The following is a 22,045-nucleotide window of genomic DNA, read 5'->3' on the forward strand; positions in this document are numbered from 1 at the left end:
CGTCATGGTCAGTGTGATCGGCGTCCCGTCCCGACCCGCGACGAACGCGGGGATGGGGGCCGTCAGCCCCGGTCGTGAGCAGTTCCACGCGCTGGCGGCCGATCGGCGGGTCATCCCGGTGGTGCGGCGGGTCCTCGCCGACGCGGAGACACCGGTGTCGGTGTACCGCAAGCTCGCGGGTGACCGGCCCGGCACGTTCCTGCTGGAGTCGGCGGAGAACGGCCGCTCCTGGTCGCGCTGGTCGTTCGTCGGGGTGCGCAGCCCGGCCGCGCTGACCGCCACCGGCGGTGAGGCGCACTGGACGGGCACCCCGCCGGTCGGCCTGCCCACCGGGGGCGACCCGCTGGCGGCGCTGCGCGAGACGGTGCGGCTGCTGCACACCGACCCGCTGCCGGACCTGCCGCCGCTGACCGGCGGCATGGTCGGCTACATCGGCTACGACGCGGTGCGCAGGCTGGAGAAGCTGCCCAGCCTCGCCGAGGACGACCTGGAGCTGCCCGAGCTGGTCATGCTGCTGGCCACCGACCTGGCCGCGGTGGACCACCACGAGGGCACCATCACCCTGATCGCCAACGCGGTGAACTGGGACGACTCGCCCGAGCGGGTCGACGCCGCCTACGACGACGCGGTGGCCAGGCTGGACGCGATGACCCGGGCGCTGCTGAGCCCGGCGCCGTCGACCGCCGCGGTGTTCGAGCGGCCCCGCCCGGACTACGCGCGCAGGCGCGAGCCCGCCGACTACCAGGCCGCGGTGCGCAAGGCCAAGGAGGCCATCCGCGCGGGCGAGGCGTTCCAGGTGGTGGTGTCGCAGCGGTTCGAGATGACCACCGACGCCGACCCGCTCGACGTCTACCGGATGCTGCGCACGTCCAACCCCAGCCCGTACATGTACCTGCTGCGGCTCGACGGGTTCAGCATCGTCGGTTCCAGCCCGGAGGCCCTGGTCACCGTGCGCGACGGCCGGGCGACCACGCACCCCATCGCGGGCACCCGCTGGCGCGGGGTGGACCCGGAGGAGGACATGGTCCTGGAGAAGGACCTGCTCGCCGACCGCAAGGAGCGCGCCGAGCACGTCATGCTGGTCGACCTGGGCCGCAACGACCTGGGCCGGGTGTGCGCGCCGGGCACCGTGCAGGTGGTCGACTTCTTCCGGGTGGAGCGCTACAGCCACGTCATGCACATCGTCTCCACGGTCACCGGTGAGCTGGCCGAGGGCAAGACCGCCTTCGACGCCGTCGCCGCCTGCTTCCCGGCGGGCACGTTGTCCGGGGCGCCGAAGCCGAGGGCGATGGAGCTGATCGAGGAGCTGGAGCCGACCCGGCGCGGCCTCTACGGCGGCGTCGTCGGCTACCTGGACTTCGCGGGCGACTGCGACACCGCGATCGCCATCCGCACCGCCCTGATCCGCGACGGCGTGGCCTACGTGCAGGCCGGGGCGGGTGTGGTGGCCGACTCCGACCCGGCCGCCGAGGACACCGAGTGCGTGAACAAGGCGGGTGCGGTGCTCGCCGCCATCGCCGCGGCGGAGACCGTGCGGGCCCCGGCGGACTCATGACCGAGCCGCAGGAGCCCCCGGGGCCGCCACCCCGCCGTCTGCTGTGGACGGTGGTGGGCCTGCTCGTGCTGTCCGCGGCCGGGTTGTGGGGTTCGTCGTACCTGACCTGGTCGACGAGCACCGGCACGGTCCCCGGCACCGGGGCGGCCACCAGCGCGGACGTGCCGGTGTCGGCGGCGCTGCCCTCGGTGGTGCCGCTGGCGGTGCTGGCGCTGGCCGGGGTCGCGGGCGTGCTCGCGCTGGGCCCGGTGCCGCGCCGGGTCGCGGGCGCGCTGCTGGCCGCGGCGGGCCTGGTGCCGGTGTGGCAGGCCGTCGCCGGAACCGGGGGAGCGGTCCCGGCGCGGCTGGCGGTGGCGGTGGCCGGGCTGGTCATGGCCGCGGCGGGGGGCGTCTTGCTCATCCGTGGCGCCCGGCTGCCCAGGATGGGGGCGCGGTACGCGGCACCCGGTGCGGCCAAGGAGTCCGCCCGCACCGACGACGACCTGTGGCAGGCACTCTCGGAGGGGGAGGACCCGACGGCGGGGCGGTGAGCGAGCGAGGACCCGGTGCCTCCTGCCCGCGAGGGCCGGAGTTAGCATCAATTCGGCGGGAAGGGGCAGTGCTTGTGAGGGACTACACCAGCGGAACGTCGATCGAGGGTGACCTGTGAACGTCCTCGAATCGATCGTCGAGGGGGTCCGGGAGGACCTCGCCGCGCGCGAGTCGGTCGTCTCCTTCGAGACCATCAAGGCGATGGCCGCCAAGGCCCCGCCGCCGCGGGACGCGTTCAACGCGCTGCGCGGCACCGACGTCGGGGTCATCGCGGAGGTCAAGCGGCGCAGCCCGTCCAAGGGCGACCTGGCCACCATCGCCGACCCCGCCGCCCTGGCCCGCGACTACGAGGCCGCGGGGGCGCGCGTGATCAGCGTGCTCACCGAGCAGCGCCGCTTCGGCGGTTCGCTGGCCGACTTCGACGCGGTCCGGGCCAAGGTCGACATCCCGTTGCTGCGCAAGGACTTCGTGGTCAGCCCGTACCAGGTGCACGAGGCGCGGGCGCACGGCGCGGACCTGGTGCTGCTGATCGTGGCCGCGCTGGAGCAGCCCGCGCTGGAGTCGCTGCTCGACCGGGTCGAGTCGCTGGGCATGACCGCCCTGGTCGAGGTGCACACCGCCGAGGAGGCCGACCGCGCGCTGGAGGCGGGCGCGAAGGTCATCGGCGTCAACGCCCGCGACCTGCGCAGCCTGGAGGTCGACCGGGACGTGTTCGGGCGGCTCGCGCCCGGTCTGCCCGCCGACGTGGTCAAGATCGCCGAGTCCGGCGTCCGGGGCCCCAGCGACCTGATGACCTACGCCGGGGCCGGTGCCGACGCGGTGCTGGTCGGCGAGGGCCTGGTGGCCACCGACGACCCCAAGGCCGCCCTGGTGCAGCTCGTCACGGCGGGGTCGCACCCGGCGTGCCCGAGGCCGAGCCGGTGAGCACCCCCGAGAACACCACCGACCGCGGTGTCACGCTGGAGAACAGCACCGCGGTGGACGATGCTGTGGAGAACGCCGTCGTGGAGAGCACCCCGGTGCAGGACAGCACCACACCGCAGGACGACACCACCGCGGCGCAGAACAGCGCCGTGCACGCCGTCGCGGAGCAGGACCCGCACGCCCCCGGCGCGCACGACCCGGACGCCCGCGGCCACTTCGGCCCCTACGGTGGCCGGTTCATGCCGGAGGCGCTGATCGGCGCGCTCGACGAGCTGTCGGCCGAGTACGACAAGGCCCGGCTGGACCCGGCGTTCACCGACGAGTTCACCCGGTTGCTGCGCGACTACGCGGGCAGGCCCTCGCTGCTCACCGAGGCGCCCCGCTTCGCCGAGCACGCGGGCGGCGCGCGGGTGTTCCTCAAGCGCGAGGACCTCAACCACACCGGCTCGCACAAGATCAACAATGTGCTGGGCCAGGCGTTGCTCACCAAGCGGATGGGCAAGAAGCGGGTCATCGCCGAGACCGGCGCGGGCCAGCACGGCGTCGCCACCGCCACCGCCTGCGCCCTGATGGGCCTGGACTGCGTGGTCTACATGGGCGAGGTCGACACCGAGCGGCAGGCGCTGAACGTGGCGCGGATGAAGCTGCTCGGCGCCGAGGTCGTCCCGGTGGCCTCGGGCTCGCGCACCCTCAAGGACGCCATCAACGAGGCGCTGCGCGACTGGGTGACCAATGTGGACACCACGCACTACCTGCTCGGCACGGCCGCCGGTGGGCACCCGTTCCCGCTGATGGTGCGCAACTTCCACCGGGTCATCGGCATCGAGGCCAGGGCGCAGGTGCTGGAGCAGCTCGGGCGGCTGCCGGACGTGGTCACCGCCTGCGTCGGCGGCGGCTCCAACGCCATCGGGATCTTCCACGGCTTCGTCGACGACGCCGACGTGCGGCTGGTCGGCATCGAACCCGCGGGCAAGGGCATCGAGACCGGCGAGCACGGCGCCACCCTGGGCCACGGCAGCCCCGGCATGCTGCACGGCGCCATGTCCTACCTGTTGCAGGACGAGGACGGCCAGACCACCGAGGCGTACTCGATCAGCGCGGGCCTGGACTACCCCGGTGTCGGCCCGGAGCACGCGTGGCTCAAGGACACCGGCCGCGCCGAATACCGTTCGGCCACCGACGCCGAGGCCATGCACGCGTTCCGGCTGCTCTCGCGCACCGAGGGCATCATCCCGGCCATCGAGTCCTCGCACGCCCTCGCGGGCGCGCTGGTCCTGGGCCGGGAACTCGGTCCCGAGGGCGTCATCCTGGTGAACCTCTCCGGTCGCGGTGACAAGGACATGGACACCGCCGCGAAGTACTTCGGCTTCTACGAGGAGTCCTGATGGGCACGCTCGACACCCTGTTCGCGGGCACCAGGGCCGAGGGGCGCGCGGCGCTGATCGGGTACCTGCCCGCCGGGTACCCCACGGTCGACGGCTCCATCGACACGCTCAAGTCCATGGTCGACTCCGGCTGCGACCTGCTGGAGGTCGGCGTGCCCTACTCCGACCCGGTCATGGACGGCCCGACCATCCAGGCCGCCGCGGACGAGGCGCTGCGCAGCGGCTTCCGGCTGCGCGACCTGTTCCGCACCGTCGAGGCCGTGTCGGCCGCGGGCGGCAAGGCCGTGGTGATGACCTACTTCAACCCGGTGCTGCGCTACGGCGTGGACGCGTTCTCCCGCGACCTCGCCGCCGCGGGCGGGCTCGGGATGATCACCCCGGACCTCATCCCGGACGAGGCGCAGCCGTGGCTGGAGGCCTCCGCCGCGCACGGCCTGGACCGGATCTTCCTGGTGGCGCCGTCGTCGTCGCCGGAGCGGATCGCGGCCACCACGGCGGCGTCCTCCGGCTTCGTCTACGCCACCGCGGTCATGGGCGTCACCGGGGCCCGCGACGCCGTGGGCGTCGAGGCAGAGGCCCTGGTCGCGCGCACCCGGGAGCACACCTCGCTGCCGGTCGGCGTGGGCCTGGGCGTGCGCTCGGGCGACCAGGCCGCGCAGGTGGCCGGGTTCGCCGACGCGGTCATCGTCGGGTCGGCCTTCGTGACCGCCGCGCGGACCGGCCCGGACGCGGTGCGCGCGCTCACCGAGGAGCTGGCCGAGGGTGTGCGCCGCACACCCGCCCCGATCGGCTGAGCCGTCCGGGCCCCCGTTACGGTGGGCCCGTGACGAGCGCCTCCTCGCTGTTCCTGGCGAACATCCCGAGTCCCGACCGCGGGGTCTGGGAGATCGATCTCGGTTTCTTGACCATCCCCATCCGCGCGTACGCGCTGTGCATCATCGCGGGCATCATCGTCGCGATCTGGTGGGGCGAGAAGCGGTTCCAGGCCCGCGGGGGCCAGCCGGGCGCTGTCATCGACATCGCGGTGTGGGCGGTGCCGTTCGGCCTGGTCGGCGGCAGGCTCTACCACGTCGCCACCGACTACTACCGCTACTTCGGTGAGGGCAAGAACCCGCTGAACGCGCTGCGCATCTGGGACGGCGGCCTGGGCATCTGGGGCGCCATCGCCCTCGGCGCGGTCGGCGCCTGGATCGGCTGCCGCCAGAAGGGCATCCCGCTGCCGGTGTTCGCCGACGCGATCGCCCCCGGCATCGTCACCGCCCAGGCCATCGGCCGGGTCGGCAACTACTTCAACCAGGAGCTCTACGGCGGGCCGACCAGCCTGCCGTGGGGCCTGGAGATCTACGAGCGCCTCAACGCCAACGGCATCACGGACCCGCTCAACGGCGTCGCCGTCGACCACACCCTGATCGACGGCAGCCCGGTGCACCCCACGTTCCTGTACGAGCTGATCTGGAACCTGCTCGTCGCCGCGCTGGTCGTGTTCCTCGACCGCAAGCTCCGGCTGGGCCACGGGCGCGCGTTCGCCGTGTACGTCGCCGGCTACACCCTGGGCCGCGGCCTGATCGAGCTGATGCGCACCGACCCGGCCACCCTGGTCCTGGGCGTGCGGATCAACGTCTGGGTCTCGCTGCTGGTGTTCATCGGCGCGGTCGTCTACTTCGTGCTCGCCGCCAAGCGCGGCCCCCGCGAACACCTCGGCGGCGGGGCGATCGCCGTCATCCCGGTGGACGAGGTGCCCTCCACCCACCGGGACGACGAGGACCCCGCCCCCGTTGTCGAGGACGACGCTGTCGACGACGACGAAGACCCGTTCGACGACACCGACGACCTCGACGAGGACCGTGCAGGCGACCTCGACGACGAGGGAGCCGAGAAGACCGGGTCAGCCGGTGGTGCTCAGCGCAAGCGTGTTGCCGACCCCGGCGAATAGCGCGTCGACCAGCCCGGTGTGGTTGCCGCAGCCGGTGAAGGCGGGCAGGTCGTAGGTCCCGGTGATCGGGCCGCCGCTCGCGGGGGTGAACCCGTCGCCCGAGGTCAGGGTCAGCGTGGTCGTGCTCCGGCAGTCGGGCTCGCCCTTGCCAGTGGCATCCCCAGCGCGGTGAGGTCCTAGGTGATGTGCCGGTCGGCGGGGGAGACCTCGACGCGGTGCGTGGCGTACGGGCCGGGCGGGTAGATGCAGTGCACGTCGAGCGTGCCCAGGGCGGTCGGGCCGCCGTCCGCGCCGCGCGGGGTGACCAGGACGTTGAAGCTCTGGTAGTACAGGGTCGGTTCGGTCCCGACCCGGTCGAACACCATCGGGGGCAGCTCACCGGAGGTGGACCACTCGGGCAGCGCGCTGTTCCCGGCGATCGGGACTCCGGTGACCGAGAAGTACGGCCGCGGGTTCTCCGTGTTCGGGAACTGCGGGCTGTGGTAGCGCAGGAACACCCGCGCGGTCGCGTCCAGCGTGACCGCGCCCGCGCCGTCGAGGGCTTGGCGCAGCGGCGTTCCTGGGGCGAAGTCGAGCCCCACCGACGCCGTCCCCCGGTAGGGCAGCGGCGCGGTCGGCACGCCCTGCCGGGCGGTGTCCGGCGCGTCCACCTCGATGTGGGCGGCGATGTCGGCGGTGACGGTGCCCACCCCCGGGACCGCAGTCGAGCACCCGCTCAGCGAATCCCCGATCCGCACGGTGACCGTCGCGGCGGAACCGGTGCCCGCCCCCGCGACGACGAGCCCGCCCACCAGCGCGGCCACCACCGCGATCGAACCGCTGGTTCTCCGAATTCCCATGTGCGGCACCACTTTCGCCGGATTGGTCAACCCTGTCCGGACTGGGATACCACCGCGCCGGGAGGCGGGGCCAGAGCCGAGCGTGAAGTGCTCACCCGGCGCGGTGGATTCCCGGAAAACCGTCACCCCGTGCCTAGTCCGTGGTGGTGGCGGTGATGGTGTTGCCGTTGCCGGAGAACAGCGAGGAGACCAGGCCGGTGTAGTAGCCGCAGCCGGTGAACGCGGGCAGGTCGTAGTTCCCGGTCAGGGAGCCGCTGTGGTTGATGGCGAGCCCGTCGCCCGCCGTGAGCGCGAGGGTTGTCGTGCTCTGGCAGGTGTTCTGGTCGCGCAGCAGCGGTATGCCGAGGATCGACAGGTCCGCCACGGTGACGGTCGCCGGGGCGGTGAAGCCGTCGGCGAAGCTGCCGGTGACCGGCCCCGGGGTCACCCGCACGCTCGCGGTCGCCGGGATGACGCCGAGCAGGCGCAGCGCGGCGGTTCCCGAGTCGGGCAGGTCGAGTGAGCCGGTCACGGACTTGTCGACCGCCTCGGTCAGCGCGAGCGACCCGGCGCCCAGGTCCACCTCCGTGCCCGCGACACCGGTGCGGGCGGTGACGGCGTAGTCCGCGCTGGTGGGCCCGGGGATTACGTCGATGGTGTGCCACGGCGCGAGCCACGGTGAGCCGATGCAGAGGAACGGGATGTTGCCGATCGACGTGGGAGACCCGTCCGCCTTGAGCGGGGTGACCGAGACCCCGGAACCCCTGTGGTAGAGCCCGATCTGTCCCGGGGCCACCGCGGTGGGGAGCACCGGCGGCAGCTCACCGGAGCCCTCAACCCAGGTTGACGTCGCGGGCAGCGGTGTGGTGGCGGCGAAGCTGAGTGACTGGTCTCCTCCGTTGCTCGCGCCAAGGTACAGCAGGCTGGCGCCCGCGGAGATGGACACCGAGGCCGCGCCGTTCGCCACCAGGTAGGCGGTGAGCGGGCTCTTCTCGGACAGGTCGAGGTCGACCGAGCCGTTGGCCCGCCACGGGATCGGCGCGGTCGGCTGGTTGGCCACCGCGGTGTCTGGCACGCTCATGGTGACCGTGACCCCCATGGACGTCTTGAACTTCGGCAGCCCAGGCATGTCGACCGAGCAGGACATGCTATTGCTCCGGGTGATCTCCACGGTCGCGGCGGACGCCGAGCCCGCGCCGAGCGCGGTTGCCACGCCCGCCGTGGTCGCGATCGCCGCGAGTGCGGCCACCAGTCTTCTTGTGCGCAAGGTCGTTCCCCTCATCGAAGTGGTGTGGGACGGAGGTCGTGCGCTCAGTTGGGCGAGGCGGTGATGGCGAGGGTGTTCGCCTTGCCGGAGAACAGGGAGCCGAGGAAACCGCCGTACGCGCCGCACCCGGTGAACGCGGGGGTCTCGAAGGTGCCGGTGAGCGCGCCGCCGGTGGCGGGGGTGAAGTCGGCGCCGGGGGTGAGGGTGAGCGGTCCGGTGCCCCGGCAGGTGGTCGACCCGCGCAGGACCGGGATGCCGAAGACGCTCAGGTCGGGGACCGCCACGGTGGCCCGGCCGCGCAGCGCGCCCGGGACCGCGCCGCTGAGCGGGTCGGTCGTCAGCCGGGCGGTCGCGGTCGCGGGGATGATGCCGAGGGCGCGGGTGCTGACCGTGGCGGCCGTGGGCAGGTCGAGCGCGCCGGTGACCGACCCGGTGGCGCTGTCGCCGGTCAGCGACAGCGAGCCGGTGCCGAAGTCGACCGGGGTGCGCCCCAGGCGGCCGGTGGCGGTGGCGGTGTGCGTGGCGGTCGTGGCCGAGGGCAGGACCGGCAGGTCGATCCAGGGGAAGAACGACGGCGGGATCAGGCACCCCGAGTCGAACGTGCCGTACTCGGTGGGGGAGCCGTCGGCCCGGCGGGGGGTGAGCAGGACGGAGTAGCCGCCCATCCACACCACGGTCGACCGGGCCGCGGGCTGGGTGAACTCCAGCGGCGGCAGCGTGCCGGAGCCCGCCATGGTGATCGCCCCGGCCGAGAGCGGCAGGTCGGAGCTGAACTCCACGGTGTGGTGCTCGCCCGGTCCGGAGAAGGTGTAGTAGAGCAGGCTGATCCGCATCGTGGCGGTCAGCGAGGTGGCCCCGGCGGCGGTGAGGGCGGTGCGCAGCACGCTGCCCTCGCTCAGGTCCAGGTCCGAGGACGCCTGCCCGCGCCAGGGGATCGGGGCGGTCGGTTGACCGACGACGGCGCTGGTGGGGACGTCGAGGTCGACGGAGAACCGCCCGGTCGCGTCCAGCGGCGCGGGGTGGTCGGGCAGCCGCAGCGGGCAGTTCGACCCGAAGGTCCGGGTGACGGTGGTGGTGTCTCCCGCGGCAGGAGCCCCCGTCGCCGCGCCGCCGACCGCGACGGCCGTTCCGACCGCCGCCGCTGCCGCCGCCAGGATTGCCAGTGATCTTCGAACCCGCATGGTCTCTCCGCTCCCGTGGGAAATGTGGCTGATGATCTGACCACGCGAAGAATCCGCAGCTCAAGGGCGTTTTTTCGGTATCGGGAAAGTGCTCATGCCGGTACGGGGACCGGGGCGCGAAACCGTCACACCGGACAGCGTGCGGCGTGCCGGATCAGCCCGCGCGGGGCGGGCGGGCCGGGACGACGGCGGGGTGCCCGGTCGAGGTGTGCACGACCTCCACCGCCGCGCCGTAGTGGCGGGCCACGGTCGCCGCGGTGAGCACCTGCGCCGGTGTGCCCTGCGCGACCGGTTCGCCGCGGTCCACCAGCAGCAGCCGCTCGGCGTACTGCGCGGCGAACACCAGGTCGTGCAGGGTGCTGACGACCGTGGTGCCGTCCTCGGCGCGCAGCCGGTCGACCAGCTCCAGCAGGGACTGGGCGTGCCCGATGTCCAGGCCGGTGGTCGGCTCGTCGAGCAGCAGCACCGGGGTCTGCTGGGCCAGCACCCGGCCCAGCACCGCGCGCTGGCGCTCACCGCCGGACAGGGTGCGCAGCTCCCGGCCCGCCAGGTGGCCCAGGTCGAGGCGGTCCAGCACATCCGCCACGACGGCCCGGTCCCGGGCGCCCTCGCGGGCCAGCGGGTCCAGGTGCGGGGTCCGGCCCAGCAGCACGTAGTCCGCCACCGCCATGCCGTCCGGCACGACGGCGACCTGCGGGGCGTAGCCGATCGCGCGGGCCCGCTCGCGGGCGGACATCCCGGCGGTGGCCCTGCCGCCCAGCTCCAGCACCCCGGTGTGCCGCACCAGCCCCGCCACGGCCTTCAGCAGCGTCGACTTGCCCGCGCCGTTCGGCCCCACCACCGCCAGCCAGCTCCCGGCGGGCACGTCCACCGTCACCCCGGCGACCACCGGGGCACCGCCGTACCCGGCCGCCACGTCCCGCAGCCGCAGCCCGGTCACCGCACCCGCCCCCGGTACCGGCGCAGCACCACGGCGAAGAACGGCGCCCCGGTGCACGCGGTGATCACACCCAGCGGCAGCTCCGCCGGGGCCACCACCGTCCGCGCCACCTGGTCGCACACGATCAGGAACACCGCCCCGCCCACCAGCGACAGCGGCACCACGACCCGGTGCCCGGTGCCCGCGAGCAGCCGCACCACGTGCGGCACCACGATCCCCACGAACCCGATCAGCCCGCTGACCGCGACCGCCGCCGCGGTGGCCAGGGAGGCGGCGAGCAGCACCACCAGCCGCACCCGCCCCGGCCGCACCCCCAGCGACGCCGCCTCCTCGTCGCCGAGGGCCAGCACGTCGAGCAGCCGCGCGCACAGGCACAGCACCACCGCGGCGACGGCCAGGTACGGCAGCGTCAGCAGCACCTCGTGCCAGCCGCTGGTGTTCAGCCCACCGAGCATCCAGGTGTAGACCTGCTTGATCGTGTCGGTGTCCAACTGCTGCGCGAAGGTCTGCACCGCGGTGAGGAACGCCGCCACCGCCACCCCCGACAACAGCAGCACCGCCGTCCCGCCGCCCGCGGACCGGCCCAGCGCCCAGGTGAGCCCGACCCCGCCCAGCGCGCCCGCGAACGCCGCCAGCGGCAGCGGGCCGACGACCCAGCCGGTGACCCCGGGGGCGGCGATCACCACCAGCGTCGCCGCCAGGCCCGCGCCCGCGGCGGCGCCGAGCAGGTACGGGTCGGCCAGCGGGTTGCGGAACACGCCCTGGAACGCCGCGCCGGACACCGCCAGCGCCGCCCCGACCAGCCCGGCCAGCAGCACCCTCGGCACCCGGACCTGCCACACGATCGCCGCCTCGCGCTCCGACAGCGGCGACACGCCGCCGGTCAACTGCGCCCACACCTCGCCGACGACCCGGTCCCAGCCCAGTTCGGCGGCGCCGAGCAGGGTCGCCACGCACACCACCGCCACCAGCGCGGCCACGGCGACGACCAGGACGCCGGGGGTGAGCCGGGATCGGGACAAGGGGTCAGGCCTTCGCCACCGCGTCGGCGACGACCCGCACCAGGTCGACCACCCGCGGCCCCCAGCGGGAGGCGATGTCGTCGTCGAGGACGACGACGCGCCCGGCGCGCACCGCGTCCACGGTGGACCAGCCCGGCCGGGCGGCCACGGTCTGCGCGCTCTGCCCGCAGCACTGCCCGTCGGCCAGGAACACCAGCGCCGGGTTCGCCTTGATCACGTACTCGGCGGAGAGCTGCGGGTAGCCGCTGCCGGTCGCGTCGGCGGCGTCGGCGATGTTGGTCAGTCCGAAGAGGCCGTAGACCTGCCCGACGAAGGTCTTCGACGTCACGGAGTACAGCTCGGTGTCCAGCTCGTGGTAGTAGGCGACCGTCTTCTTCGGCGTGTCGCGGACAACCTTGTCGATGTCGGCGCGCATCCGGGCCACCAGGTCGTCGGCGGGGTGCCCGGTTGCCTTGCCCAGGACGTCCAGTTGGGCGTAGACGTCGTCGAGGGTGGTGGCGGCGCTGAGCACCAGCACGGGGACCTCGACCTTCGCCAGCCCGGCGACCAGGCCGCCCGGGTCGCCGGAGGCCACCACCAGGTCCGGGGTCTTCGCCGCGATGGCCTCGACGTTCGGGGTCAGTCCGGACAGGTCGGTCCGCGGCGCCTCGGCCGGGAAGTCCGACTGGTCGTCCACGGCGACCACCTGCGGCCCGGCCCCCAGCGCGAACAGGCCCTCGGTGGCCGTGGACGACAGCGACACGATCCGCTCCGGGCGCTCATCGAGGGTCAGCGGCGCGCCGCCCGGCGGGGTCACCGTGACCGGGAAGGCGGCGGCCGGGGCGGAAGTCGGGGCGGGCTCGGGTTCCCGGGTCGCGCAGCCCGCCGTCGCCAGGGTCGTGCAGAGCGCGGACAGCAGGAGCGCGACACCCGCGCGTCGAATGGTCACGATCGCTGGACGCTAGCAGCCGCAAGCGCTTCGCGTGCGGAGGCCGCCGTCGGCCCCCTGGGTTATGCTCACCGAGGTGCGGTCGTCCGCGTGCGGGGGCCGTGACCAGTCGCGTCTTCCCCACGCGGCCATCCGGGTGTGACGACGGTTTCTTGTTCGTTTCAGGACTGTTAAGCTCGGACCATCCCCCGCGGGCCGCCGCCGTCCCGTGCCCAGACCCCTGGCACCGCCGCCGAGGCATCACCCCCCGCCCCTGGCACCGCCCGACCTGAGCGCGTGACGTCGAAGGAGGACCCCCGCACATGATCTTCTCCGCCCTGCCGCGCCCCCGAGGCCTGTACGACCCGGCCGCGGAGCACGACGCCTGCGGTGTCGCCATGGTGGCCGACATCCTGGGCAGGCGTTCGCACGGGATCGTCACCGACGCGCTCACCGCGCTGGCCAACCTGGAGCACCGCGGCGCCGCGGGCTCGGAGCCGACCAGCGGTGACGGCGCGGGCATCCTGGTGCAACTGCCGGACGCGCTGCTGCGCGCCGAGGTCGGCTTCGCCCTGCCCGAGCCGGGCCCCGACGGGGACCTCGGCTACGCCACCGGCCTGGCCTTCCTGCCCACCGACCCCGACGAGCGCGCCAAGGCCGTCGCGCTCCTCGAGCGGATCGCCGCCGAGGAGGGGCTGGCGGTGCTGGGCTGGCGCGAGGTGCCGACCACGCCCGACGCCGCGGGCATCGGGCCGACCGCGCGCGGGGTCATGCCGCACTTCGCCATGCCGTTCCTGACCGCCCGCCGCGACGACCCGACCGACGGGTCCGCCGTGACCGGGGTGGCGCTGGACCGGTTGGCGTTCTGCCTGCGCAAGCGGGTGGAGCGCGAGAGCGTGGCCGAGGGCTGCGGCACCTACTTCCCCTCGCTGTCCTCGCGCACGATGGTCTACAAGGGAATGCTGACCACCGCCCAGGTCCCGGCCTTCTTCACCGACCTGACCGACGAGCGGCTGGTCTCCGCCATCGCCCTGGTGCACTCCCGCTTCTCCACCAACACCTTCCCGTCGTGGCCGCTGGCGCACCCGTTCCGCTACGTCGCGCACAACGGCGAGATCAACACCGTCCGCGGCAACCGCAACCGGATGCGCGCCCGCGAGGCGCTGCTGGCCTCGGACCTGATCGGCGGCGACCTCAACCGGCTCTACCCGGTCGTCGACCCGTCCGGTTCGGACTCCGCGTCCTTCGACGAGGTGCTGGAGCTGCTGCACCTGGGCGGGCGCAGCCTGCCGCACGCGGTGCTGATGATGATCCCGGAGGCCTGGGAGAACCACCGCACGATGGACCCGGCCCGGCGGGCCTTCTACCAGTTCCACTCGGGGCTGATGGAGACCTGGGACGGCCCGGCGTGCGTCACCTTCACCGACGGCACCCTGGTCGGTGCCGTGCTCGACCGCAACGGGCTGCGCCCGGCGCGCTGGTGGCGGCTGGCCGACGACCGGGTGGTGCTGGCCAGCGAGACCGGTGTCCTCGACGTGCCCCCGGACCGGGTGATCGCCAAGGGCCGGTTGCGGCCGGGCCGGATGTTCCTGGTGGACACGAAGGCCGGTCGGCTCGTCGACGACGACGAGGTCAAGTCCGCGCTGGCCGCCGAGAAGCCCTACGGGGAGTGGCTGCACGCCGGGCTGCTCAAGCTCGCCGACCTGCCCGGCCGCGAGCACGTCGTGCAGACGCACGAGTCGGTGCTGCGCCGCCAGCTCACCTTCGGCTACACCGAGGAGGAGTTGAAGGTCCTGCTGACGCCGATGGCGGTCACCGGCGCCGAGCCGATCGGCTCGATGGGCACCGACACCCCGCCCGCGGTGCTCTCGCAGCGCTCGCGGCTGTTCTACGAGTACTTCAAGCAGAACTTCGCCCAGGTCACCAACCCGCCGCTGGACGCGATCCGCGAGGAGATCATCACCTCGGTGCAGCGGATCATGGGCCCGGAGCAGAACCTGCTCGACCCCGGCCCGGCGTCCTGCCGCCACATCCAGCTCCCGTACCCGGTCATCGACAACGACGAGCTGGCCAAGCTCATCCACGTCAACGACGACGGCGACCTGCCCGGCTTCGCCTGCACCGTCCTCAGCGGACTCTACGAGGTCACCGGCGGCGGCCCGGCGCTCGCCGCCGCGGTCGAGCGGGTGCGCCGCGAGGCGTCGGAGGCGATCGCGGCGGGCGCGCGCACGCTGGTGCTGTCCGACCGCGACTCCGACCACCGGATGGCGCCCATCCCGTCGCTGCTGCTGGTCTCGGCCGTGCACCACCACCTGGTGCGCACCAAGGAGCGGCTGCGGGTCGCACTGGTCGTGGAGTCCGGCGACGCCCGCGAGGTGCACCACGTGGCGCTGCTGCTGGGCTACGGCGCGGCGGCGGTCAACCCGTACCTGGCGTTCGAGACCATCGAGGACCTGATCGCCCAGGGCTCGATCACCGGTGTCGAGCGGCCCCGGGCGGTGCGCAACTACGTGCAGGCCCTGGTCAAGGGCGTGCTCAAGATCATGTCCAAGATGGGCATCTCCACCGTCGGCGCCTACACCGGTGCCCAGGTCTTCGAATCCCTCGGCCTGGCCGGGGACCTGCTCGACGAGTACTTCACCGGCACCGGCTCCAAGCTCGGCGGCGTCGGCCTCGACGTCGTCGCCACCGAGGTCGCCGCCCGCCACCGCCGCGCGCACCCGGAGAACCCCACCGAGCGCGTGCACCGCCGCCTGGAGGTGGGCGGCGAGTACGCCTACCGGCGCGAGGGCGAGCTGCACCTGTTCGACCCGGATACGGTCTTCCTGCTCCAGCACGCCACCCGCACGGGCCGCGAGGACGTCTACCGCTCCTACACCGCCGAGGTCGAACGGCTCAACCGCGAGGGCGGCGCGCTGCGCGGGATGTTCGCCCTGCGCACCGGGGCCCGCCCGCCGGTCCCGGTGGAGGAGGTCGAGCCGGTCGAGGACATCCTCACGCGGTTCAACACCGGGGCGATGTCCTACGGCTCCATCTCCGCCGAGGCGCACGAGACGCTGGCCATCGCGATGAACATGATCGGCGGCCGGTCCAACACCGGCGAGGGCGGCGAGGACCCCGAGCGCCTCTACGACCCGCGCCGCCGCTCGGCGATCAAGCAGGTGGCCTCCGGCCGCTTCGGCGTCACCAGCGAGTACCTGGTCAACGCCGACGACATCCAGATCAAGATGGCCCAGGGCGCCAAGCCCGGCGAGGGCGGGCAGCTCCCGCCGAACAAGGTCTACCCGTGGATCGCGCGCACCCGGCACTCCACCGCCGGGGTGGGGCTGATCTCCCCGCCGCCGCACCACGACATCTACTCGATCGAGGACCTGGCCCAGCTCATCCACGACCTCAAGAACGCCAACGAGCACGCCCGCGTGCACGTGAAGCTGGTCAGCGAACTGGGTGTGGGCACGGTCGCGGCCGGGGTGTCCAAGGCCCACGCCGACGTGGTGCTCATCTCCGGGCACGACGGCGGCACCGGCGCCTCCCCGATGAACTCGCTCAAGCACGCGGGCACCCCGTGGGAGATCGGCCTGGCCGAGACCCAGCAGACGCTCGTGCTCAACGGCCTGCGCGACCGGATCACCGTGCAGGTCGACGGCGCGATGAAGACCGGCCGCGACGTGGTGGTGGCCGCGCTGTTGGGCGCCGAGGAGTACGGCTTCGCCACCGCGCCGCTGATCGTCGCAGGCTGCGTGATGATGCGGGTGTGCCACCTCGACACCTGCCCGGTGGGCGTGGCCACGCAGAACCCGTTGCTGCGGCAGCGGTTCACCGGCCAGGCCGAGCACATCGTCAACTACTTCCGGTTCGTGGCCCAGGAGGTGCGCGAACACCTGGCCGCGCTGGGCTTCCGCACCCTCGACGACGCCATCGGCCACGCCGAACTGCTCGACACCGACGACGCGGTGACGCACTGGAAGGCCCAGGGCCTGGACCTGACCCCGGTGTTCGCGGTCCCGGAATCGCCCTACGGCACCGCCCGGCGGCGCGTCCGCGCCCAGGACCACGGCCTGGCCGAGGCCCTGGACCGCACCATGGTCCAGCTCGCCGAGGCGGCGCTGGAGGACGCGCACCCGGTGCGGCTGGAACTGCCCGTCCGCAACGTCAACCGCACCGTCGGCACGCTGCTCGGCTCGGAGGTCACCCGCCGCTACGGCGGCGACGGGCTGCCGCCCGACACCATCCGGGTCACCCTCACCGGGTCGGCGGGCCAGTCGCTCGGCGCGTTCCTGCCCAAGGGCGTCACCATCGACATGGTCGGCGACGCCAACGACTACGTCGGCAAGGGCCTCTCCGGAGGGCGCATCGTGGTGCGCCCGCACCCGGAGGCCACCTTCGCCGCGGAGGAGCAGGTCATCGCGGGCAACGTCATCGCCTACGGCGCCACCGGCGGCGAGGTGTACCTGCGCGGCTTGGTGGGGGAGCGGTTCGGGGTCCGCAACTCCGGCGCGGTCGTCGTCGCCGAGGGGGTGGGCGACCACGCCTTCGAGTACATGACCGGCGGGCGCGCGGTGGTGCTCGGCCCGACCGGGCGCAACCTGGCCGCGGGCATGTCCGGCGGCATCGCCTACGTCCTCGACCTCGACCCCAAGCGGGTCAACCGGGACATGGTGGAGATCCAGCGCCCCACCGAAGACGACCTCAAGTGGCTGCGCGAGACCGTGCAGGCCCACCACGACCTCACCGGTTCCCCGGTCGCGGCCTCGCTGCTGGGCGACTGGACCCGGCGCGCGGCGGCCTTCGCCAAGGTCATGCCGCGCGACTACCAGCGCGTGCTGGAGGCGATGCGGCTCGCCCGCGCCGAGGGCCGCGACGTCGACGCCGCGATCATGGAGGCTTCCCGTGGCTGAGTCGAACGGGTCCCGGTGGCACGGTCTCGAAATCGCGAGTGTCGAGCAGGCAGTGGTCGAGCAGGCAGTGGAGGTGTCCCGTGGCTGACCCCAATGGCTTCCTCAAGGTCGCCCGCGCCGACGCGGTCAAGCGGCCGGTCGACGAGCGGATCGGTGACTGGAACGAGGTCTACCGCGACCTCGACGCCGAGGTCCGCGACGGGCAGGTGCGCGAGCAGGCCACCCGGTGCATGGACTGCGGCATCCCGTTCTGCCACAGCGGGTCCGCGGGTTGCCCGCTGGGCAACCTGATCCCCGAGTGGAACGACCTGGTCCGCCGCGGTGACTGGTCGCTGGCCGCCGACCGGCTGCACGCCACCAACAACTTCCCGGAGTTCACCGGTCGGCTGTGCCCGGCGCCGTGCGAGGCCGCCTGCGTGCTGGCCATCTCCCCGGAGGCGGGCGGCGCGGTCACCATCAAGCGCGTCGAGAACACCATCGCCGACGTGTCCTGGGAGCGCGGCTACAACCAGGCGGTCAGCCCCGGGGTGTCGACCGGCAGGCGGGTCGCCGTGGTGGGGTCCGGCCCGGCCGGGCTCGCCGCCGCCCAGCAGCTCACCCGGGCCGGGCACGAGGTCACCGTGTTCGAGCGCGACGACCGGCTCGGCGGCCTGCTGCGCTACGGCATCCCCGAGTTCAAGATGGAGAAGAAGGTCCTCGACCGGCGGCTCGCGCAGCTACGCGCCGAGGGCACCCGGTTCGTCACCGGCTGCGAGGTCGGCGGCACCGGGCCCGGCTCGGTGTCGGTGGAGACCCTGCGCGCCGACCACGACGCGGTCGTGCTCGCCGTGGGCGCCCTGCGCGGTCGCGACGCCCCGGACGTGCCCGGCCGGGAGCTCAAGGGCGTGCACCTGGCGATGGAGCACCTGGTGCCCGCCAACCGCGAGTGCGAGGGCGACGGCCCCACCACGATCGACGCGCGGGGCAAGCACGTCATCGTCATCGGCGGCGGCGACACCGGCGCCGACTGCTACGGCACCGCCGTCCGCCAGGGCGCCGCCTCGGTCATCCAGCTCGACCAGTACCCCAAGCCCCCGGGGGCCCGCGACTCCGAGCGCTCCCCGTGGCCGGTCTGGCCGGTCATCCTGCGCACCTACCCGGCCCACGAGGAAGCGGGCGACCGCAAGTTCGCCGTCGCCGTCGAACGCTTCGTCGGCGACGCGGACGGCAACCTCACCTCGGTCCAGCTCCGCGAGGTGAAGGTCCGCCGCGACCCGGGAACCGGCCTGCGCGAGGTGGTCCCGGTCGGCGACGACGTCGAGGTCGTCCCGGCCGACCTGGTGCTGCTGGCCATCGGCTTCGAGGGCGTGGAGCACATGCCGCTGCTCGACGGCCTCGGCCTGTCCCTCACCCCCCGGGGCACCCTGTCCTGCGGCCCGGACTGGCAGACGCGGAGCCCCGGCGTCTTCGTCTGCGGCGACGCCCACCGGGGCGCGTCCCTGCTGGTCTGGGCGATCGCCGAGGGCCGGTCGGTGGCGCACGCGGTGGACGTGTTCCTGATGGGCGCCTCGCAGTTGCCCTCGCCGGTGCACCCGACCGCGCTCCCGCTGGCGGTGCGGTAGTCGGAGGGCGGCGGGGCGGGCTCAGTGCCGGTCCCCGCCCCCACCCGGTGACGTGCGAAACTGCCCCCGATGAGCACGGAACTCACCACCCCGGAAACAGTGCCGCTGACCAAGCTCGGCTACGGGCACTACACGTCCATGCTGGTCGCCGCGGGCCGGGTGCGCGGCCTGGCCCGGCACCTGGAACGGCTCGACCGCGACTGCTGGGTGGTGTTCGGCCGGGGCCTGCCCGAGGACACCGTCCGCGCCGCCGTCCGCGCCGCGCTGGAGGGTGTGGACGAGCCCTCCGCGGTCCGGGTGACGGTGGTCGCCCCCGACCTGGACCCGCGCGCCCCCGAGGCGCCGGTGGAGCCCAGGGTGATCGTCTCCGCGTCCCCGGTGCCCGCCGGGGCGGACGGGCCGCTGCGGGTGCGCACCGCCGGCTACCAGCGGGACCTGCCGCAGGTGAAGCACGTCGGCACGTTCGGCCTGTTCTACCAGCGCAGGCTGGCCAGGATGGCCGGGTTCGACGACGTGCTGTTCGTCAACCGCGACGGGCAGATCAGCGAGGGGTCCACCTGGAACGTCGGCTTCGTGACCGCCGGGGGCACCGTGGTGTGGCCGAGCGCCCCGGTGCTGCCGGGTGTCTCGATGGGCCTGATCCAGAGTGGTCTCGCCCGCGCCGGTCGGCCGTCGGAGGTGCGCCCGGTGCGCGCCGAGGAGCTGCCCGACTTCGCCGCGGCCTTCGCCACCAACTCCATCACCCCGGTCCGGCTCATCGGGACCGTCGACGAGGTCACCTACGACCCAGACCCCGACCTGGCCGCGGAACTGCTGCGCAGGCACGACCTCACCGCCGCGGAGCGGGTGTGAGCGAGCGGTTCACCGGGTTCGGCGAGTACGCGATCGACTTCTTCGACGGCCTGGTCGCCGACAACTCCAAGACCTACTGGGACGCGAACCGGTCCACCTACGACACCGACGTGCGCGCGCCCATGGTGGCCCTCGTCGGCGAGCTGGAGAAGGAGTTCGCCGACGGCGGCACCCCCAAGGTGTTCCGCCCGTACCGCGACGTCCGCTTCGCCAAGGACAAGCGGCCGTACAAGGGCCACTGCGGCGCGGTGATGGAGCACGGCCGCGGCGCGGGCGCCTACTACGTCGAGGTCGGCCCGGCGGGCCTGTACGTCGGCGGCGGCTGCTACCACCTGCAATCCGACCAGTTGGCCCGCTTCCGCGCCGCGGTCACCGAGGACATCCACGGCGAGGTGCTGGTGGGCGTCCTGGCCGAATTGGAGCGCGCGGGCTGGTCCACCCGCGGCGACCGGCTCAAGACCAACCCGCGCGGCGTCGACCGGGACCACCCCCGCATCGACCTGCTGCGGCACCGGTCGCTGTTCGTCGCGAAGGTCTGGGAACCCGACGACGTGCTGCACGAGCCCGGCTGCCTGGACCGGGTCCGCACGGCCTGGCGCGAGCTGCGCCCGTTCAACCAGTGGGCCCGCGACCACGTCGGCGTCAGCGAGAAGCCCCGCCGCTGAGGCCCGGCACGACCGCCCCCACCCCCGCGGGTAGCGGTTCGGGCAACTTCTGGTGTCCGGTCGGCGGTTACCTGCCAGTACTTCGGGATCGGTCAAGGGGACGGGGTTACCCTGTCTCGATGTGAGCCGACGAGCGAAGATCGTGTGCACCATGGGCCCAGCCACCGCGACCCCGGAGCGGGTGCGCGACCTGGTGGCAGCGGGCATGGACGTGGCCAGGATGAACTTCAGCCACGGCGCCCACAGCGACCACAAGCAGGTCTACGACCTGATTCGCCAGGCCAGTGACAGCTCCGGTCGCGCGGTGGGCATCCTGGCCGACCTGCAGGGCCCCAAGATCCGGCTGGGCACCTTCGCCGGTGGCCCGGTGGAGTGGCGCGACGGCGACGTCGTGCGCATCACCGTCGAGGACGTCGCGGGCACCCACGACCGGGTGTCGACCACCTACAAGGGACTGGCCAACGACGCCAAGCCGGGCGACCGGCTGCTGATCGACGACGGCAAGGTGGGCCTGGTGGTCACCGCCGTCGAGGGCCAGGACGTGGTCTGCGAGGTCACCGAGGGCGGCCCGGTCTCCAACAACAAGGGCCTGTCGCTGCCGGGCATGGACGTCTCGGTGCCCGCGCTGTCGGAGAAGGACATCGAGGACCTGGAGTTCGCCCTGCAACTGGGCGTCGACTTCATCGCCCTGTCGTTCGTGCGCTCCCCGGCCGACATCGACCTGGTGCACCAGGTGATGGACCGGGTGGGCCCGCGCAGGCTGCCGGTCATCGCCAAGCTGGAGAAGCCCGAGGCCGTGGACAACCTGGAGGCCATCGTGCTGGCCTTCGACGGGGTCATGGTCGCCCGCGGCGACCTGGGCGTGGAACTGCCGCTGGAGCAGGTGCCGCTGGTGCAGAAGCGGGCCATCCAGATCGCCAGGGAGAACGCCAAGCCGGTCATCGTGGCCACCCAGATGCTCGACTCGATGATCAACAACTCCCGGCCCACCCGGGCCGAGGCCTCCGACGTGGCCAACGCCGTGCTCGACGGCGCCGACGCGCTGATGCTCTCCGGGGAGACCAGCGTCGGCCGCTACGCCATCGAGTCCGTGCAGACCATGGGCCGCATCATCGAGGCGGTCGAGACCGACATGCCGACGGTGCCGCCGCTGACCCACGTCCCGCGCACCAAGCGCGGCGTGCTGTCCTACGCCGCCCGCGACATCGGCGAGCGCCTCAACGCCAAGGCCCTGGTCGCCTTCACCCAGTCCGGCGACACCATCAAGCGGCTGGCCCGGCTGCACACGCACCTGCCGCTGCTGGCCTTCACCCCGGAGCCGGAGGTGCGCAGCCAGCTCGCGCTGACCTGGGGCACCGAGACCTTCCTGGTGCACGAGGTCGACTCCACCGACCGGATGGTCCGGCTGGTCGACCACTCGATGCTGTCCATCGGCCGCTACCAGCCGGGTGACCTGGTGGTCATCGTCGCGGGCTCCCCGCCCGGCACCATCGGCTCGACTAACCTCATCCGCGTTCACCGGTTGGGCGAAGAGGACCACGCGTAGCGGCCTCCGCCGGTTCCCGC

General features: G+C 73.2%; 17 protein-coding genes. 11 read left to right on the forward strand and 6 right to left on the reverse strand.

The window, feature by feature from the left end; translation table 11 throughout:
* The first annotated feature begins 4 nt into the window (after positions 1-4).
* The 6 genes from DFQ13_RS16350 (at position 5) to lgt (ending at position 6,328) form a co-directional block, all read left to right on the forward strand.
* Positions 5-1,555 carry an anthranilate synthase component I gene (locus tag DFQ13_RS16350; RefSeq protein ID WP_084175236.1) on the forward strand — a complete coding sequence of 517 codons (1,551 nt, stop codon included), beginning with the start codon at positions 5-7 and terminating at the stop codon, positions 1,553-1,555.
* Complete coding sequence (locus DFQ13_RS16355; protein WP_110080390.1) at positions 1,552-2,085, forward strand: Trp biosynthesis-associated membrane protein; 534 nt, start codon at positions 1,552-1,554, stop codon at positions 2,083-2,085. The genes DFQ13_RS16350 and DFQ13_RS16355 overlap by 4 nt, the downstream gene beginning before the upstream one ends.
* A 115-nt stretch (positions 2,086-2,200) precedes the next feature.
* On the forward strand, positions 2,201-3,010 hold the full coding sequence (gene trpC, locus DFQ13_RS16360) for an indole-3-glycerol phosphate synthase TrpC (protein ID WP_035278247.1): 810 nt from the start codon (positions 2,201-2,203) through the stop codon (positions 3,008-3,010).
* Positions 3,011-3,159: 149 nt separating this feature from the next.
* The gene (gene trpB, locus DFQ13_RS16365) at positions 3,160-4,395 is read left to right on the forward strand and encodes a tryptophan synthase subunit beta (protein WP_035278254.1); all 1,236 of its coding nucleotides are present in this window, start codon (positions 3,160-3,162) and stop codon (positions 4,393-4,395) included.
* The gene (gene trpA / locus DFQ13_RS16370) at positions 4,395-5,189 is read left to right on the forward strand and encodes a tryptophan synthase subunit alpha (protein ID WP_110080391.1); all 795 of its coding nucleotides are present in this window, start codon (positions 4,395-4,397) and stop codon (positions 5,187-5,189) included. Before trpB ends, trpA begins: the two co-directional genes overlap by 1 nt.
* Positions 5,190-5,218: 29 nt before the next feature.
* Positions 5,219-6,328 (forward strand): prolipoprotein diacylglyceryl transferase, encoded by a 1,110-nt coding sequence (lgt, locus tag DFQ13_RS16375; protein ID WP_110080392.1) that lies wholly within the window; start codon positions 5,219-5,221, stop codon positions 6,326-6,328.
* 176 nt (positions 6,329-6,504) lie between these two features.
* Here the strand turns inward: lgt and DFQ13_RS16380 are convergent, their stop codons facing one another.
* The 6 genes from DFQ13_RS16380 to DFQ13_RS16410 all read right to left on the reverse strand — a co-directional run bounded on the left by DFQ13_RS16380 (position 6,505) and on the right by DFQ13_RS16410 (position 12,484).
* Positions 6,505-7,167, reverse strand: coding sequence for a DUF6801 domain-containing protein (locus DFQ13_RS16380; protein ID WP_146241249.1), 663 nt, complete (start codon positions 7,165-7,167; stop codon positions 6,505-6,507).
* A gap of 133 nt (positions 7,168-7,300) precedes the next feature.
* The gene (locus DFQ13_RS16385) at positions 7,301-8,428 is read right to left on the reverse strand and encodes a hypothetical protein (protein WP_146241250.1); all 1,128 of its coding nucleotides are present in this window, start codon (positions 8,426-8,428) and stop codon (positions 7,301-7,303) included.
* Positions 8,429-8,457: 29 nt separating this feature from the next.
* On the reverse strand, positions 8,458-9,594 hold the full coding sequence (locus DFQ13_RS16395; RefSeq protein WP_110080396.1) for a DUF6801 domain-containing protein: 1,137 nt from the start codon (positions 9,592-9,594) through the stop codon (positions 8,458-8,460).
* Between the two features lie 154 nt (positions 9,595-9,748).
* Complete coding sequence (locus DFQ13_RS16400) at positions 9,749-10,534, reverse strand: ABC transporter ATP-binding protein (protein ID WP_110080397.1); 786 nt, start codon at positions 10,532-10,534, stop codon at positions 9,749-9,751.
* Positions 10,531-11,556 (reverse strand): FecCD family ABC transporter permease, encoded by a 1,026-nt coding sequence (locus DFQ13_RS16405; RefSeq protein ID WP_233438440.1) that lies wholly within the window; start codon positions 11,554-11,556, stop codon positions 10,531-10,533. The genes DFQ13_RS16400 and DFQ13_RS16405 overlap by 4 nt, the downstream gene beginning before the upstream one ends.
* Before the next feature lie 4 nt (positions 11,557-11,560).
* The gene (locus DFQ13_RS16410) at positions 11,561-12,484 is read right to left on the reverse strand and encodes an ABC transporter substrate-binding protein (protein WP_325050936.1); all 924 of its coding nucleotides are present in this window, start codon (positions 12,482-12,484) and stop codon (positions 11,561-11,563) included.
* A gap of 302 nt (positions 12,485-12,786) precedes the next feature.
* On the opposite strand from DFQ13_RS16410, the gene gltB reads away from it, so the two are divergent.
* From gltB to pyk, 5 genes are all read left to right on the forward strand, one after another.
* Positions 12,787-17,361, forward strand: coding sequence for a glutamate synthase large subunit (gltB, locus tag DFQ13_RS16415; RefSeq protein WP_110080399.1), 4,575 nt, complete (start codon positions 12,787-12,789; stop codon positions 17,359-17,361).
* A gap of 80 nt (positions 17,362-17,441) precedes the next feature.
* A complete protein-coding gene (locus DFQ13_RS16420) occupies positions 17,442-18,962 on the forward strand; it encodes a glutamate synthase subunit beta (protein WP_110080400.1) in 1,521 nt (506 codons plus the stop codon).
* A 69-nt stretch (positions 18,963-19,031) separates the two neighbouring features.
* Complete coding sequence (locus DFQ13_RS16425) at positions 19,032-19,814, forward strand: aminotransferase class IV (RefSeq protein ID WP_110080401.1); 783 nt, start codon at positions 19,032-19,034, stop codon at positions 19,812-19,814.
* Positions 19,811-20,479, forward strand: coding sequence for a DUF2461 domain-containing protein (locus DFQ13_RS16430; protein WP_110080402.1), 669 nt, complete (start codon positions 19,811-19,813; stop codon positions 20,477-20,479). Before DFQ13_RS16425 ends, DFQ13_RS16430 begins: the two co-directional genes overlap by 4 nt.
* Before the next feature lie 121 nt (positions 20,480-20,600).
* Complete coding sequence (gene pyk, locus DFQ13_RS16435; RefSeq protein WP_035283362.1) at positions 20,601-22,025, forward strand: pyruvate kinase; 1,425 nt, start codon at positions 20,601-20,603, stop codon at positions 22,023-22,025.
* Positions 22,026-22,045 lie beyond the last annotated feature (20 nt).

The sequence above is a fragment of the Actinokineospora spheciospongiae genome, assembly GCF_003182415.1.
In the GTDB taxonomy this organism is placed as follows: Bacteria; Actinomycetota; Actinomycetes; order Mycobacteriales; family Pseudonocardiaceae; genus Actinokineospora; species Actinokineospora spheciospongiae.